Raw genomic sequence first — 16,281 nt, forward strand, 5'->3', positions numbered from 1 at the left:
TTAATGGCCTCGACCCTAGTGCCCACAGGGAAACCGTATCCAAAGCAGGTCTTTCATTTAGGGGCAAGAACTCTATCCTGTTTCATCTTCACCACCACCTTCCCACCCATAGACCGAACGACCGTGGTGAAGTTGGCAAAGGCATTTCCACCGGTATTCCCGGTTGCGTACCAGCACATCTTTCCAGAGGACACATCGTACAACTCAGCCGAAAACGTAGCCCAAGGCTTGTCCACCGTGTAACCGCCAGAAGTGGTCGTTCGTGTTCGAGCACTGAATCTGTAGCCCCCGGTATAGTCAGGAGTAACACTTCCGTCTGTTTTGCTTGTGGTCGATTGGGGGATATATGACTCCGAAGTGCCTGCCGTGCCCGGGCAAACAAGCAGTAAAGCGTCAACACCCAGACTGTCAAAGAGATGAGCGTACTCAGCGTCCGAGAGCGCCTGACCAGGAAAGATCGCTTCGTGTGCCAGCACGCAGTCAACACCGTTGACAGAAAGCTCTTCTCGGATCTTTTCTTCGCATGCTTCCTGCAAACCTAAGTCCGCGAAGAGAGCATCGACGAATAGAACGCGAAAGTGCTTGCCGGCAGACTCTGGACTGACGCGTGAGTGTATTGATGTGTGCGCCATGCAGCCGAGAATCAGCGGCACTGCTGCCACGACGATTGTCAGGCCAGTCAGTCGAACTTGATGCTTCACCATCGGACCTCCCGAGTCATTGCCCAGCTACGGCAATATGGCGATGAGCACAGAATTGTCAAGGGCCTCTCTACTTTTTCACCGCCACCGGCTCGGCAATCTCCTCCGTTATCCCCGCCAACCGGCGGGCGATGGCCACTTTGTCTTCCAACTTCGCATTAGCGCGGATCACTAACTTGGCGCCATCGGGGGAACCACCACCGTGCATGCAGCCCGGGACACCGGAGCCGATCGTGCACCACTCCACCAATCGCGCCGCCCGGGCACGCGACTCGGCTGAGGCTTTTGCTTTCATGTACTTCTTGATAAGGTGGCCGTATTTCTTGGACTGGAAGTCCTTGTATGATGGCATGCAGCCGGTCTCGGCGATCCCCCCCGCAATATCCTGCGCCAGCACGCTGGTCTGGTACGGCAGCGTCGCTACATGCACCTTGTTCACGTTCGACAAAAGCGGATCGCAAAGCCAGGCGCCGGAGGGGTGTTTCTTGCCGCGGGCGGCGGCGGCGATCCCCATGCCGTAGGTGGTTTCGTTGTTAATGTACATCTGCGTCAGCTTCTCGTTGAACACCTTCGCCGAGAGACCGTTGGCGCGGGCGGTGAGTATGGCCGAGCCAATCTTAATATCCCCCTGCCCCGCCACGCAGCCACCGATCGCGGAGCGGTACGGCATGATGAAGTAGCCGACGGTCGACAGCGTATACTTGGTCTCGCCGCACATGAAGACGCGTTCGTTGGGGATGAAGACATCTTCGAAAAACAGGAACGCCTGCGTAATGCCTCCCTCGGTGACCGGATTATCGAACCCCTCTTCCTCATCGCGCGTGTCGTTGGGATGGCGGGTTTCGACAATGGTGAGCCCCTCGATATCACGCGGGATGACGAACGACAACGCGAACTCCGCCTCATCCTCTTTGTAGCCGGTGCCGGGGATGACGAAAATCTCGTTGGCGGCGGCGATGCCGCAGATCATCAGCTTGGCGCCCCGCACGACCATGCCGTCTTTGCGCTTCTCGACCAGATGCAGGAAAACATCTTTGTCATCCTGCTGCGAAGCAGATTTGGAGCGATCTCCCTTGGCGTCGGTGAGCGCGCCGGAGATGGTGATATCGCGGGCCTGGGCGTCCTTGAGCCATTTCAGGAAGCGCTGGTGGTAGTCGGTCTTCAGGTCGCGGTCCATCTCCCAGGTGGTGATGAACATGGCGTTAAGAGCGGACCAACCGGCGCACCGTCCGCCGGTGCAGGTGCCGGTGAGATGGAACATCATCCGCTTCATGTCGGAGTTGGCGTACATGTCCTCCGGGGACTGTATGATCGACAGATAGCGGCTGATCGGCTCGCCAGTGAGATGTGACGTGGTAGTTAGCGACGGCCGGAGCTTCTCATCAAACGCCGCTTTGTATGTCCAGGCGTGCCCTTCTACTGTCCGTATGGTGGACGGGTGCGTGGTGACATCGGTGATCAGTTGATCGTACTTGTGAATGTTTGGCCGCATTTTGCGAAGCGACTCGAGATACTGCTCATATGTTTTGATGGCCATACTTTGCTCCTATAGGAAGTGTCGTCATCGTACTTTCAAATATAACCTCAGGTCACAAATCAACAAGACGAATCCCTCCACTATATGTCGAGACCTTGGAACTCCACATTTATTCTTGACACATTCGTATGGAATTACTTATATTGACTCTGGTATCCTTACAACATAGCCGAATTTCACATCAATGGCAGCCGCATGTAGTGCGCTTTGCCTCAGGAGGTTGTATGGGTTCTTCCTCACGTTTTGCACCGAGAGTGCTGACTGTAGCGGTGACTCTCACTTTAGTCATCTTGTCCTCATCAATTCTGGCGGGAGACTCCCAGTTACGAGCAGTACCGGTCAATCCCTTCGAGCAAATGTTGCAAAAAGAAGCGGCCTTCTTTGGCGCCCCGGGAGACTCGCGGCAAACGCCGGCCCAGCCGATGCGGGTTCAGCTAACTGAGATTGGCTCGATTTGGATGTCGTACACCCAGGTGAGCGATGTCGTCGTTGACGGCAACTATGCCTACGCTGTCGGCGCAACACCCGGTTTCATGGTGTTCAACGTCTCCAATCCTATGTCGCCTCAGCGGATTGTGTGGTTAAGAAGCACGACGGAGTTTTCCTATGGTGGTCAACTGCTAAAGGCTGGTTCGTTGCTCTATGTAATCGGCGGAACTGCTCAGGTTCAGATCATGGATGTGAGCAACCCGCTGAATCCGGTGCCGGTGGGGACGTTCACGCCACCCAGCGGCCACCAGTACCAGTCCGTGACCGGTGCTGCCATAGACGGCCAATACCTTTATGTGGCGGTGCGTTGGTGGGACAGCGGGCTGGAAGATCATGGTGATCTGCTGATCGTTGACGTCTCAAACCCCGCGGTACCAGTCTTGGTGGGATCTCTCACTGGAGTGGGAATGACCTACGCACTCGCTACAGCCGGGGACTACGTGTTGATTGGCAAGATGTCATATTATCAGACGTCCACAGACGCGTTAGTGATCGTCAACGTAAGCAGTCCGACGAGCCCGTATGTGGTCGGCGCGCTGCCGACGAGCACCACTGACACATCGGGTTCGGTCTATGATATCGAAGTCGTAGGAGATCGTGCTTACCTTGTCATACTCAATCGCGGGCTCGCAGTTGTAGACATAACTGACCCGTCGGCCCCGGCCTTCGTCAATGTCCTCAGCAGCGAGTACGGCGGGTTCAAACTGGACATGGCGGGCACAATGTTGTACATGACGAAAATCGCCAGTGGAGCGGCAATCAGTGCGCTGGATATCAGCAATCCCGATTCACCTACGCGCCTTGGCGAAATCACAGCAGCCGGCTCCTTCTGGCGCTTGGACATACAAGGGAGCCATCTGTTTGTTGCCTCAGCTGAAGACGGTCTGCGGGTCGTCGATGTGTCAATCCCCAGTGCTATGTCCATTGTTGGGCAATGGTCGACAGGGGGAGAACCGGTCGCAGTGGCGGTTTCCGGAAACCACGCGTACCTCGCGAATGGCCATTACGGACTATCTGTTCTCGACATCACCAACCCTGCCGAGCCCGACACGGTCGGCAAGTATTCGGTGACGGGCACTGCTAACGATATTGAGGTTGTCGGGAGTATGGTATATGTGGCCGATTACCTGAGTTTGTACGCGTTCGATGTATCAAATCCAGCTGCTCCGACTGCAACGTGGGCCAACAGCACGGATGGAGACCCCATGCGCCTCGCGGTGTCGGGGAACTACCTGTATTCGGCCACCCTCTATGGAGGCCTATACGTATACGATATCTCGGTTCCTCAGATTCCAGTTCGCGTGGGTAGGTTGAACACGCTTGGAGAGACTTATGACATAGCCGTTCAGGGCAGTACTGCATATGTGGCCGACTACACCAACGGCTTGCTTATCCTCGATATAACCTATCCCGAGTCCCCTGCAATCTTGGGACGGTACATAGTCCCTCAGGATGATTGGGTGAACCGCGTGACGGTCAGCGGTCACCATGCTTTTGTCGCAGACTACAATGCCGGACTGATCGTTCTCGATGTGTCGATCCCGGATCATCCTGCACTGGTGACCAGCCTGCCGCTCTATAATGTCAACGACCTCATGGTGTCAGGCGATCTGCTGTATGTCGCGCAGTTTCAGAACCTGCAGGTGTTTGACATCTCTAACCCCGCCTCGCCGGTCCTGGTGGGACTCCGGCAGGCAGAAGCGCGTGGAGTTGACATGGAATCGGGAATGCTGTTCACGGCAGGTTTTCCCGGGCTCTCAGTTCTGTCGGTCTCGGATTACTTCTGCGGCGACGTGGACAACAGCCTTGCGGTGCCGGATATCGGAGACCTGACTTATCTGGTTGATTATCTGTTCCAGAGCGGACCGCCCCCATCGAATCCAAGCGCCGGCAATGTCGACGGAATTGGATCGACCGACATCTCCGATCTGACGGTATTCGTCGATTATCTGTTCTTTGGGCAGGGGACGCTGAACTGTCAGTAGCAATCGGGGCACGAGACATCATTTTGAATCGAAGGCCGTCGGGGCAATCACCCGGCGGCCTCTTTAATTTTGAGCGGTAATATCCCCGATGCGGGCGATATCAATCAGCCGAGCCGCTTGATAATAATCATGGTCAGATCATCGAAGACGTGTGTCGGCGAAGCGAACGATGTAACCGCCTCGTAAATGGCATCGGCCATGAGTTGCGCGCTCTTGTGACGATTCGCCTTGATCACGTCCACGAGTCGACTCGTACCAAACTCCGCTCCCCCCTCGCTGAACGCCTCGGTGACGCCGTCGGTATAGAACACAAGCACGTCACCAGGCTGAATAACAATGGCGCGCTCCTCGTAAACACTTTCTGACGAGACTCCGAGAATTGGTCCCCCCTCCCTGAGTTCCTCCACCTCGCCGATAGCCCGAAGCACAAAGGGTGGGTTGTGTCCGCAGTTGGAGAAGGTGAAAATGTGGTTGCGTGAATCGAGCACACCATAGACTGCGGTTACATAATTGCCGGATTCCAGCGATTCGAACAAAAGGGAATTAACCTTCTGGCAGATGGTCCGAATGGAATAGTTGTTGCGTATCTCGGCGATCAGAGAAGCACGAAACGATGCCATAATAAGGGCTGCGGGAATCCCTTTGCCGGAGACATCGCCGATAGCAATCCCAGTATGATTGGTCACGATACGGATGAAATCATAATAGTCTCCGCCTACCTCGCCCGATGGCACATTGCGCCCGGCGATGTCGTACCCCTTCACCCACGCCTGCGGGTCCGCCTGCGGCAGAAAACTCCGCTGTATCTCACGGGCGATATTCAACTGCTCCTCAAGACGCTTGCCGGCCAAGCTGCTCTCATGCAGGCGCGCTCGTTCTATCGATATGGCCGCTTGCGAAGCAAACGCCGATATCAACGCCTGCGCCCGATGGTCGAATACATTAAGTTCGTTCGATTCAAGATTGATAACCCCAATGAGACGGTCGTCCAATTTTATGGGCACGACAATTTCGCTTTTCGTGCCCGGATTAGCATCCACATATCGGTTGTCTTTGGATACATCGGACACGATTACAGTCTCCCCCGTATTCGCAACATGACCAACCAGACCGTGGCCAATCTTGAGTTGTAAGCGATCATCGTACCCCTCCGGATACCCCACCGAATAAATCGATTTTATTTCATTGACGGCCGGGTCCAGAAGAAACACACCGCCCACTTGGTAAGCCACCACGCGCTTAAGTGACGCCATGATCTCGCGGAGTACTTCATTCAGATCAAGCGACCCAGACAACTTTTTACCGACTTGATAGAGAAGGTCTTTTTCAAGGGCTTCGCGTTTGATGTCGCGATACAAGTGCGCGTTGTCGATCGCCACCGCGATCTGATTATTCAAACCGGTGAGGATGTCCAGGTCGGCGGCCGTAAACGGACCATCCGCTTTGTTGATGGCTTCCACCACGCCGATCATCTGCCCTTTGCCAATCAGCGGGACGGAAATGATGGAGCGCGCCTCGATCCCGGCGATCTTGCTGATAAACGGCTCCACGCGTGGGTCGTGCGGATCATTGAGGATAATTGGCTCTCGGTATTTGGCTACCCATCCCACAACACCCTGTCCCAGGTCGAGATAGAACACCTGCATCTGGCCGTCACGGCCATGCATGAACCGCACTTTCATATCGGTGCGGTCATGGTCCACGCGAAAGACCAGCGCAGCCTCGCTGTTGACTGCCTTCAGCACCAAGCGAAGAACCAGCTCGATCAATTCTTCATATTCCAGCGTGGAATTGAATACACGAGCTGCTTCCAGAAGCAGCTTTTCGGTACGCGTATGCACTATGGAGTCAGACATGGAATGCCTAAGCTAGGTCCGTAAGGGGGATTGTCAACCACATTGTTCATCGGCTCCTGTGAATCAAATCTGTACAAAAAGTGAGACTGTCGACCCGTTGCGGGACAGACGGTTGACTCTTTTTTTGTTGTATAGAATCGCCGAGTGATTTATCTTCATTACGAGTAACTGTAACTTCCGCCTGCCATCTGGTTGAACGGTCGACCCCCACTCCTCACGCGGATCGACAACAGGAAAAACGAGTCGGTCTCTCACGTATCTGGAGGATGAAGGATGTTCAAGAAGCAGTTTCAGTTAACAGTTCTCCTGGTGTTCTGTGCCCTGGGGTCATCATCTGTCCTGGCATCGGACACTGCCTGGACCCGAACATATCCCGGGGCAAGTCAAGCGGCAAGAAGCATTGCGCGGGACGGAACTGGGAACATCATTATCACCGGTCACGGGCACAGACCCGGGGGATTTGACCTCGACTACACGACGATTAAGTATCTGCCCAACGGCGATACAGCTTGGCTTCGCTATTATAATTCGCCTGAGAATGTCAACGACTATGCGGTGGCGGTTGGCACCGATGGCGAAGGCAACATCTACGTAACAGGTCATAGTGACCCAGGGACAGCATCCCCTGACAAGAAAATCGTGACGGTCAAATATGATGCCATAGGCAATCTGCTCTGGACATCCGAGTATGACCCGCCATATCCACCTGACAGCAACCGACTGGCCGTGCCGGTGGACATGTTTGTTAATGGTTTCGGATATGCTTACATAGCCGGTCATCAGAGAGGGAAGGGAACTGCGGAAGACGCCCTCGTTATCAAGTATTACCCGAGCGGCGACACGGCCTGGGTTCGGTCGTACGGCCGCGTTAACCCTCAGTATTCTCCGTACCACGATTCACTCAATGCCATCTGTGTCGATGGATTAGGAAATGTCTACGCTACTGGCTCTACCGGATACACGACCAGTTCCATGATTCTCACTCTTGCATTCAACTCAACCGGTAACCAATCGTGGGTAGGCGTGAATGAGATCGTGATGCCGCCGGAGTTCGGAGATGATGTTGGCAACGACATCACAGTCGACAACGGAGGTAACGCCTATGTGGCGGGGACAGCCGGCAGTTACCCGTTTTCAAACATCGTCACTATCAAGTACCTGCCGAATGGGGATACTGCGTGGGTGCGTCGCTATAATGCTCAAGGTGTTGCCGAAATTGGCTACGGTGAACGTATCGCTCTTGATCCGCTCGGGAATGTGGTGGTCGGCTGCTCGGGCGGTCCCAATACGAATACCATCGATCTGATCACGCTGAAATACAGCACTGCAGGTGAATTACATTGGTTTACACGAACCGGGAGAGCCATCGGCCAAGACCTTCTATCAGACATGGCAGTTGCCGCCGACGGCTGGATTTGGATGACCGCAGCAAGCTTCAATGCCGGCACTAACTGGAACTGGCTGACAGTTCGGCTGAACCCGCTCGGTGATCCCACTTGGTCGGACTATTATATCGGGCCCGGGCCCATAGAATACGATACTGATATTCCGGCGGCAATCGTTGCAACTGATTCGACTCACGCCTGGGTGACCGGCCTGAAAACAACCGCAACCATGGGGTCTGAATTCCTGACCATTGCCTATCAACTCGATTGCTGTTACGGAATGACCGGCAATGTCGACGGCGACCCGGATGGATTGGTCGATATTTCCGACCTCTCGATCCTGATCGATCACCTGTTTTTCGGATTCGAGCCGCTTCCCTGTTTCGAGGAAGCAGACATCGACAATTCGGGGGCAATCGACATCAGCGACTTGAGCGCGATTATCGACCATATATTCTTCACAATGGACTTTCTGCCCGAGTGCCCGCGGTAGTAGGGTTGGGAGAATTCGATATTGTCAGACCGACTTGTGAAAGTTGTTCGGCAGGAGCCTCCCCCGGCTCCTGCCGAATCCATGTTGGTATGGCGCTATGTCAGATTCGGAGCTCGCCTGGCCTGGGCGAGAAACCTGACAGGCAGATCATTCTCGGTCCGTTCGAGAATGCCGTGAACCTCCGCCGAATGCCATCCAACGTACTATTGATCTGACCTCACAAATTTTGGCGAGGTGTCGAAGCAGAGCGCCCGACACCTCACGCGCTATGCCGTCTGCCAACGGGAGGGGGGCAGGCAGAGTGCGGCATGGCACGACTCATGGACCTTCCTATAGCCACAGATTTCTATCCAGCGTTCGATAGTGAATCGCCTCGGCGATATGTCCCATTTCGATTGACTCCGAGGCGGCCAGGTCGGCGATTGTCCGCGCCACTTTCAGAATGCGGTCATACGCCCTGGCCGAGAGCCCTTGCCGAGTTATCGCCAACGCCAGCAGTGAGTGTGATTTCTCGTCGATCTTGCAGAACCGCCGGATATCGCACGGCTCCATGTGGGCGTTGGCGAAGATGTTTGGCTCGCTCTGGAAGCGTCGAAGCTGAAGCTGACGGGCTGCGTTCACGCGCTTTCGGATCTCCGATGAGTTCTCCCCTTTCGCCTCGGAGGAAAGCTCCTTGAACTTCACCGATGGCACCGTGATATGAATATCGATCCGATCCAATAGCGGCCCGGAGACCCGCGACATGTAGCGCTGAATCTCACCGGACGAACAGTGGCATTCATGCTGCGGGTCGCCGTAGTAACCGCAGGGACAGGGGTTCATGGCGGCGACCAGCATGAACGACGCCGGATAGGTGAGCGCCGTGGAGGCGCGCGAAATGGTCACCTGCTTGTCCTCCATCGGCTGCCGGAGCATTTCCAGAATATCCTTCTTGAACTCCGGCATTTCATCGAGAAACAGCACGCCGTGGTGAGCCAGGGAAACCTCACCCGGTTTGGGGATCGTGCCGCCTCCCACCAATCCGGCGTACGACACGGTGTGATGCGGGGATCGGAACGGCCGCGTGGCGACCAGCGGTTCCTCGGGGCCAAGACGCCCGGCCACCGAATGGATTTTGGTGGTTTCGAGCGCTTCAGCAACACTCATGTCCGGCAGAATGGTCGGCATGCGCCGAGCGAGCATGGTCTTGCCCGAGCCGGGCGGGCCGATCATGATGATATTGTGCCCTCCGGCAGCGGCGATCTCAAGCGCCCTCTTGGCCGACTCCTGCCCTTTGACATCAGAAAAGTCGATGGGATATTTCCGCGCTTCGTTGAACACCGACGCGATGTCCACGTCGAACTGGCGGATGGTGGATTCATCTTCGAGAAAATGCACCGCCTGCTTGAGCGAATAAACCGGAAAGACCGGCACAGTGCCGGCCATGGCCGCCTCGCGGGCGTTCTCTTTCGGAACGATCATCCCTTTGATGCCGTTCCCCTCGTGTAAACTCATGGCCATGGGAAGAACGCCCGGCACCGGCTTAAGGCTGCCATCGAGCGAGAGTTCGCCGACCAGCACGAATTCATCGACTCGCTCACGAATTATTTGCCCGGTTGCGGCCAGTATCCCGACCGCGATCGGCAGGTCGAAAGCAGACCCCTCTTTTTTCACATCGGCGGGGGCCAGATTGATAGTGACGCGTTTGACCGGAAAGACGAAATCAGAGTTTTTTATGGCCGCTGTGACCCGTTCTTTTGATTCCCTGACCGCCCCCTCCGGCAAACCGACCGTGACAAAGGCCGGCATCTGTTGCTGGATATCTGCCTCTACCTCGACCGGGTAGGCATCCACACCGAGGGTCGCCGAAGAAATCACCTTGGCAAGCACAGACTGTAACCTCCTGACCGGCCGTAAGTTACGGCTCGGTCGGCCTTGTTGTCTCCCGTGACAGGTGACCTGCCATGCCAGTCATCCTGCCCCCGTGCCCATGCAGTCCCCGACCCCGGCTACAAGCAATATCGCAAGCGACACTGACAGAACCTGTCAGTTTGAATTCAACTTTTTTTGGATTTTTTGGTTTTTTTCATCGGCGCAGAAATTGACAAAATGGTCGGGAATTGGGAGTCAATCGGTCAGAGCCTGGTCAGATTAGCTGTCTTGAGGACTCCATTAAGGGATTGCGCGAAGCGGAGTTTTGGTCCGATGTGCTCGACAACGACAAAACGGCCATTGAGGTTGCGCTTGAGATCGCAGACTTCCCCAGTAATTCCGTGGGAAGAGTCGGCAAGCACCAAGGCATCGGTAAGCTGGTAGGTTCCATAGCTGTCAAAATAAGGTCTGGGCACTGAATCGGGAATAGAATCGGGCCGCTTATAAGAATAGGTGTTCGACGTGAAGACCCACCGGACGTACTGCGAATCGATCAGTTGAGTGCCGGGCGCCCACGAGTCATATGTCAGCCACCCGACGTATTCTCCTTCAACCGAATCATCGACCGGCGGTACCAGCCAGTCATCCTGACACGAGATTGCCATCAGTACGACAACTGCTACCATGAACGGAATCAGACATTTTCTCGCCATTGACAACCTCCCAGGGCAAAACCGAATCTGATGAACAATGTCGACAAGAAAGACGTTGATGGGCGGGTCGATGTGCAGTATTGAACCCTGAAGAAGAAGAAAACCCCCGGCCTTACGGCCAGGGGCTGAAGCGGCAAGACCGCTATATCTTATGTAATCGGACTGTCTTGATCACCCCACTGCTGCCCTGGGAAAATGTCACGTCGGTCTCAGTGTGCAAGATGACCACAAACCGTCCCTTCAGGTTTCGCTTTTCGTCGCATATCATAGGGCCGGGGGTCCAGTTATCGTTCTGTTCCAGAACAAGACCGTCACTTAACAGATACAAACCATACGAGTCGCAGTAGACACGGGCTACCGATTCCGGAATCGAATCGGGGCGCCGGAAGGTGAACGTATCAGCCTTGAAAATCCAGACGCAGGGCTGAGAATCCACGTACTTGCCCGTGGCTCCTGCGGAATCGAATATCAGCCAACCGTCGTAGGTACCCTCAACCGACTCTTCCGATTTCACCACGATATCATCGCGGCAGGCGATCATGATCCCTACCCCAAGCAGTACCAAGCCCAGAAAGACGAATTTTCTCATACGCTCAAAGCTCCCAACAGTCATTCCAACTACAGTGGCGCGAATATAACCCTTTGCCGACCGCCTGCACAACAGAAAAATGCGGCCGGTCACTCGGATGACGGACCATGGAGCCGGAATGTGCATAAGTATCTGCTGGGGCATCGCAAGTGTGTGGCGGGCGTCTCTGCCAGACAGAAACCCACCCGCAAGCGGGTGGGCCACCCTGCTGGCGTTTGGTTCTCGGCTTCGCTCGAACCGACGCAAAAGGGCTCGAGCCGACGGGGGACGGCCTTGGAGGGTTCCTCGCGTCGACCGCAGCCCCATCGTCGCGTCGAGCGCAGTCGAGACGTGACAAGGCTGTGAGTATGCCGGCAATCGCTGTACTGTATTGTCCACCAGCAGCTTACGTATGGTCGCATGCGGGACCGGGTTCAAATGTACTTGTACCGCAATCAGTAACTCTGTAGGTTGATCCGACTTTCGCCCGGAGAGTCGAAGTCACATTCTTCAATCAGGAGGTGTGGCGCTTGACTTTCGGAAAGTAGTTGCGTACAATTTAGTGAAGTTTACCGGTGACAGGACGGCTCGGGACGCCCCCTCTATCCCGAGTCGAGGTTGCTGGTAAACTTCTTTTTTTGAGTTTTGGTGTAGAAAGCCGTCAGGCAGAGACGCCTGACGGCACCGAGAAACAGTACGAACAAAGTGGTGTCGGGCGTCTCGGCCCGACACCCCGTAGTTGTCTGACATGTGAGGAAGCTATATATTGACGTATGCCGAGGCGGGGAAGGACGCAACTCACTGACCAACGTGTTTTCTTTGCGACTATAACTACCAGAGAATTTGAACACCTATTCAAAACACGTGAACAGTTGACCGCCCTGCAGACGATTTTGGCTGAGGTTGTGAACAAGCATCAGGCTCGCCTCTATGGATTCGTCCTCATGCCCAATCACCTACATTTACTGATTGGCGTTTCAGGAGGCGGTCCAGGCCTTTCGCGGCTTATGCGTGACCTGAAGTCCCTATCGTGGCGGAGGTTGTTCCCAAGGCGGCCCGGTATTTGGATGGCCCGATTCGATGATGTGGCGATCTACACAGACCACCAGTTCCGGACCAAACTGAATTACGTTCACAACAATCCGGTCAAGGCAGGATTAGTCACTTCGCCGGAGCTGTACCCGTTCAGCTCTGCTCGCGCATGGTACCTTAGAGAAGATGACGGTTTGACTGATACTACGCTGGGGCTTCCCATTGATGAGCCGTCAGGCAGAGACGCCTGACGGCACCGAGAATTGCATCGTTGGGGTTTTGACCTACAAACTTCCCTTCGATGAGCCGTCAGGCAGAGACGCCTGACGGCACCGAGAAAAGGTAACACAAAAAAAGGCGCCCCGTGGGGGACGCCTTTCGCTTCCATTGTGGAAATGCTTAGCTGTTCACGTCGTTGGTCGTATTGGTCAAAGCACCGGTCTCAATGATTTGCCAAACGTCCGCGGTAGCGTCGTCGTCTAGTCCCGGAGCAGCCCAAGTAGCTATACACGTGAAGTTGGTGGCGTTAGCCACACTCATGTTGTAGCTGTAGTTGGCGCTGGCCTGGATTTCCACGCCGATCTGCGGGAACTGCTGGCCGCCGACAGCGGTGGCACCAGCATCACCATAGGTCGGGTTGGCCTGGCGATAGGCGTGCTGCATGGTGTAGATCTGCTTCAGAATCTGCTTGGCCTCGCTCTGCTTGGCCTTCGAAGACGCCTGCATGAAACGCGGTATAGCCAGAGCCGCCAAGATACCAATGATGACCACCACGATCATCAACTCGATAAGGGTGAAACCCTTGCGATTGTGGAACCGTGAGAACATAGTGCCTCCGTGAGTTAATCGGTTAGTTTTCAGGTTTGCCGATTTCATACGCGGTGGGACATGGCAAAGGGCGTGCCCTGACGATTCGCGGAATTTGCACAGCCGATTCGTTACCTAATGCGTTGCGTGCCAAGAGCGAGAAAGGAGTTCCCGGTGGTGAAATGCTCGAAAAGAGTATGGGGAATCTCCCCCGGTCAGAATTTGCCGAGGCGTTTTGCGAGCGAATCTTGCGAAATGCAAGGGTTTTGAGGTTGGTGGCCCACCTGCTTGCAGGTGGGATCCAGGAGAGTGTGGACTCATCGCATAAGTGACGGGGATGCAATAATCCCACCCGCAAGCGGGTGGGGCACCGAGCGAAGAAACCCCCTCACCTGTCTCTCCGCGACATCCTCTCCCAGAGGGAGAGGAATACAGTCCGTGTTCGGTTCTCGTCTTCGCTCGAACCGACGACAAGAGGTCGTTCTTCGACACGTAGCCGCTTCGTCGCGTCGAGCGTAGTCGAGACGCGGTTCTGTGGCTTTTCGGTTCTCGACTGCGCTCGAACCGACGACAAGAGGTCGTTCTTCGACACGTAGCCGCTTCGTCGCGTCGAGCGTAGTCGAGACGCGAATCAGATTGTGGTGTCGGGCGTCCCCGCCCGACATCTCGTAGAATTAGAGAGCCGTCAGGCGGGGACGCCTGACGGCACGGTATAACGAACTCTCCGTCTTTCTAAGATGATGTGTCGATAATAGTCCTTCTCCCCTCTGGGGAGAAGGTGCCCGGAGGCGCTGTCCCGAGCGAAGCCGAGGGGGCGGATGAGGGGCCGGGAGACGCCGAGCCGCAGATCCGCACAAAAGACAACGGGCGCTGCAAGGCGCCCGCCACAAGAATCAATCTCGCAGGACAATTGTTACAGGATAACGTCGTTCACCGGATTCGTGAGCGCGCCGGTCTGGTCGATCTGCCACTGGTCCGCCGACGGGTCATCGTCGAGACCCGGATTGGCGATCGTAGCAACGGCTGTAAACTGGTTCGCGTTGGCGACTGTGATCTGGTAGGTGTATTTAGCGGTTACCGGTATTTCAATCCCAAGCGTCGGGAACCACTGACCGGCAAGAGCCGTGACGCCGGCATCGGCATAGGTGGCGGTTTCCTGCCGCTGCGCGTGCTGCATGGTATAGACGAGCTTCAGAATCCCCTGGGGCTCCGCCTGCTTGGCCTTGGTGCTGGCCTGCTTGAACCGCGGAATCGCCAGCGCCGCCAGGATACCGATGATGACCACAACGATCATCAACTCAATCAGCGTAAAGCCCCGATTGCTGTGACATCTCCGCAACATATTCAAACCTCGCTTTCTGCGCATCCCGATCTTCATGAAGCCCCAAAAGGGCAATTCGCGTTCCATGCCATTGCGCAACAAATGATCAATCTTCCTTCGGCTTGGCCGAATTTTTCGGCGAGCCGTCCTTCAGCTTGTACCGTTCAATCTTTCGGTACAGAGTCGAGGTATCGATTCCCAGTATCCGCGCCGCTTCGGCCTTCTTCCCCTCGGTTTGTTCCATGACATATTGGATGTACGCTTTCTCAATCGATTCCAGCGTGGGATTGGCAGGAGCAGCTTCTTTCACCAATGACATTTGCTCGGTCTGGCTCAGTTTCTCCGGAAAATCGGCAACATCGAGTGAGTCCGAGCGATTCAACAGCACGGCCCGCTCAATCGTGTTCTCCAGTTCCCGGACATTCCCCGGCCATAGGTAACCGGTCAACAGCGCCATGGCGCGCTCGGATACTTTCTTCGAGCCGGTATTCACCCGAGAACAGAAGCGGGAGACAAAGTAATCGACCAACAGCGGGATGTCGTCTTTGCGTTCACGAAGCGGCGGTATCAGAATCGGGATGACATTCAAGCGATAGAACAGATCCGCCCGGAACCGCGCAGCTTTGACATCCTCTTCCAGATCGGCATTGGTAGCAGCGATTAACCTGACATCAACTTCCACCGGCTTGGTGTCGCCGACCGGAGTGATTTTCTTGTCTTCGAGGACGCGCAGAAGCTTGACCTGAATTGCGAGCGATGTATTACCGACTTCATCGAGGAAGAATGTCCCGCCGTTGGCGACCGAGAACAACCCCTCTTTGTCTTTGATAGCTCCGGTGAACGACCCTTTCTTGTGACCGAACAGCTCGGACTCGAGAAGCGTCTCCGGGAGGGCAGCGCAGTTGATAGTGACAAACGGTCCGCCACAGCGCGGTGAATGATGGTGAATGGCGCGGGCAATCAAATCTTTGCCTGTGCCGGATTCCCCGCGGATCATGACGGTCGAGTCTGAACCGGCTACCCGCTTCGCCAGTTTCTTCATCCGCACGACTATTTCGGAATTACCGATGAACTTGTCGAACGAGTTGTCCCCCTGGAGCTGTTTCTTGAGTGTGGAATTCTCGTCGAGCAGCTTCTTGCGATTGATCGCCTTCTCGATCACCAGCTTGATTTCGTCTACCTTGAACGGCTTGGTGATGTAATCCGCCGCGCCTTGTTTCATAGCTTCGATGGCCGTATCCACCGAGGCGTAGGCGGTCATGACAATCAATTCCTGCTCTTTCTTGAACGATTTGACCGCCTTAAGCACCTCGATACCGTCCATCTGCGGCATATTGAGGTCGGCAATGACCAACTCGTAATTGTTGTCTTTCAGAAGTGACACCCCCTCCTTGCCGGACGTGGTGGTGTCCACGGTGTACCCCTGCTTGGCCAGCATGATCTCCATGAAATTGCACATGGAGTCTTCGTCATCGATAACCAGTATCCGTGACGGCATCGGCGCTCCTCGCATCAGCCCCAGTTGTTGACAGACTTCTATAGA

The 16,281-nt window shown here is 55.3% G+C and carries 12 protein-coding genes and 1 pseudogene; 4 read left to right on the forward strand and 9 right to left on the reverse strand.

What is annotated here, in order from left to right; translation table 11 throughout:
• Positions 1–53 precede the first annotated feature (53 nt).
• Both AB1644_06925 and AB1644_06930 read right to left on the reverse strand, forming a co-directional pair.
• Positions 54–704: a hypothetical protein gene (locus AB1644_06925; GenBank protein ID MEW6050780.1), complete on the reverse strand. Its 651-nt coding sequence runs from the start codon at positions 702–704 to the stop codon at positions 54–56.
• 67 nt (positions 705–771) lie between these two features.
• Positions 772–2,238, reverse strand: a complete 1,467-nt coding sequence (locus AB1644_06930; GenBank protein MEW6050781.1) for a 4-hydroxyphenylacetate 3-hydroxylase N-terminal domain-containing protein — start codon at positions 2,236–2,238, stop codon at positions 772–774.
• A 224-nt stretch (positions 2,239–2,462) separates the two neighbouring features.
• Between AB1644_06930 and AB1644_06935 the strand changes: the two genes are divergently transcribed.
• A complete protein-coding gene (locus AB1644_06935) occupies positions 2,463–4,712 on the forward strand; it encodes a hypothetical protein (protein MEW6050782.1) in 2,250 nt (749 codons plus the stop codon).
• Positions 4,713–4,816: 104 nt separating this feature from the next.
• Here the strand turns inward: AB1644_06935 and AB1644_06940 are convergent, their stop codons facing one another.
• Positions 4,817–6,568, reverse strand: coding sequence for a SpoIIE family protein phosphatase (locus AB1644_06940; protein MEW6050783.1), 1,752 nt, complete (start codon positions 6,566–6,568; stop codon positions 4,817–4,819).
• 273 nt (positions 6,569–6,841) lie between these two features.
• Between AB1644_06940 and AB1644_06945 the strand changes: the two genes are divergently transcribed.
• Complete coding sequence (locus AB1644_06945) at positions 6,842–8,446, forward strand: hypothetical protein (GenBank protein ID MEW6050784.1); 1,605 nt, start codon at positions 6,842–6,844, stop codon at positions 8,444–8,446.
• 330 nt (positions 8,447–8,776) lie between these two features.
• Here AB1644_06945 and AB1644_06950 read toward each other — a convergent pair whose 3' ends face one another.
• The 3 genes from AB1644_06950 to AB1644_06960 all read right to left on the reverse strand — a co-directional run bounded on the left by AB1644_06950 (position 8,777) and on the right by AB1644_06960 (position 11,599).
• A complete protein-coding gene (locus AB1644_06950; GenBank protein MEW6050785.1) occupies positions 8,777–10,315 on the reverse strand; it encodes a YifB family Mg chelatase-like AAA ATPase in 1,539 nt (512 codons plus the stop codon).
• Between the two features lie 245 nt (positions 10,316–10,560).
• Positions 10,561–11,010: a hypothetical protein gene (locus AB1644_06955; protein MEW6050786.1), complete on the reverse strand. Its 450-nt coding sequence runs from the start codon at positions 11,008–11,010 to the stop codon at positions 10,561–10,563.
• A 142-nt stretch (positions 11,011–11,152) separates the two neighbouring features.
• Entirely contained in the window at positions 11,153–11,599 is a 447-nt protein-coding gene (locus tag AB1644_06960; protein ID MEW6050787.1) for a hypothetical protein, read from the reverse strand.
• A gap of 752 nt (positions 11,600–12,351) precedes the next feature.
• Here AB1644_06960 and AB1644_06965 point away from each other — a divergent pair.
• Positions 12,352–12,624, forward strand: a pseudogene (locus AB1644_06965) (transposase).
• A gap of 21 nt (positions 12,625–12,645) precedes the next feature.
• On the forward strand, positions 12,646–12,861 hold the full coding sequence (locus tag AB1644_06970) for a hypothetical protein (GenBank protein MEW6050788.1): 216 nt from the start codon (positions 12,646–12,648) through the stop codon (positions 12,859–12,861).
• 148 nt (positions 12,862–13,009) lie between these two features.
• On the opposite strand, the gene AB1644_06975 is transcribed toward AB1644_06970, so the two are convergent.
• From AB1644_06975 to AB1644_06985, 3 genes are all read right to left on the reverse strand, one after another.
• A complete protein-coding gene (locus AB1644_06975) occupies positions 13,010–13,438 on the reverse strand; it encodes a type II secretion system protein (protein ID MEW6050789.1) in 429 nt (142 codons plus the stop codon).
• Between the two features lie 892 nt (positions 13,439–14,330).
• On the reverse strand, positions 14,331–14,759 hold the full coding sequence (locus AB1644_06980; protein ID MEW6050790.1) for a prepilin-type N-terminal cleavage/methylation domain-containing protein: 429 nt from the start codon (positions 14,757–14,759) through the stop codon (positions 14,331–14,333).
• A gap of 85 nt (positions 14,760–14,844) precedes the next feature.
• On the reverse strand, positions 14,845–16,236 hold the full coding sequence (locus AB1644_06985) for a sigma-54 dependent transcriptional regulator (protein ID MEW6050791.1): 1,392 nt from the start codon (positions 16,234–16,236) through the stop codon (positions 14,845–14,847).
• Positions 16,237–16,281: the final 45 nt, after the last annotated feature.

The sequence above is a fragment of the Candidatus Zixiibacteriota bacterium genome, from assembly GCA_040753875.1.
Taxonomy (GTDB): Bacteria; Zixibacteria; MSB-5A5; order GN15; family FEB-12; genus DATKJY01.

Bases quoted from the DNA above. Each gene is read 5' to 3' on its own strand.
- AB1644_06925 (MEW6050780.1), bottom strand. From the start codon at position 704: ATGGTGAAGCATCAAGTTCGACTGACTGGCCTGACAATCGTCGTGGCA.
- AB1644_06930 (MEW6050781.1), bottom strand. From the start codon at position 2,238: ATGGCCATCAAAACATATGAGCAGTATCTCGAGTCGCTTCGCAAAATG.
- AB1644_06935 (MEW6050782.1), top strand. From the start codon at position 2,463: ATGGGTTCTTCCTCACGTTTTGCACCGAGAGTGCTGACTGTAGCGGTG.
- AB1644_06940 (MEW6050783.1), bottom strand. From the start codon at position 6,568: ATGTCTGACTCCATAGTGCATACGCGTACCGAAAAGCTGCTTCTGGAA.
- AB1644_06945 (MEW6050784.1), top strand. From the start codon at position 6,842: ATGTTCAAGAAGCAGTTTCAGTTAACAGTTCTCCTGGTGTTCTGTGCC.
- AB1644_06955 (MEW6050786.1), bottom strand. From the start codon at position 11,010: ATGGCGAGAAAATGTCTGATTCCGTTCATGGTAGCAGTTGTCGTACTG.
- AB1644_06960 (MEW6050787.1), bottom strand. From the start codon at position 11,599: ATGAGAAAATTCGTCTTTCTGGGCTTGGTACTGCTTGGGGTAGGGATC.
- AB1644_06970 (MEW6050788.1), top strand. From the start codon at position 12,646: ATGGCCCGATTCGATGATGTGGCGATCTACACAGACCACCAGTTCCGG.
- AB1644_06975 (MEW6050789.1), bottom strand. From the start codon at position 13,438: ATGTTCTCACGGTTCCACAATCGCAAGGGTTTCACCCTTATCGAGTTG.
- AB1644_06980 (MEW6050790.1), bottom strand. From the start codon at position 14,759: ATGTTGCGGAGATGTCACAGCAATCGGGGCTTTACGCTGATTGAGTTG.
- AB1644_06985 (MEW6050791.1), bottom strand. From the start codon at position 16,236: ATGCCGTCACGGATACTGGTTATCGATGACGAAGACTCCATGTGCAAT.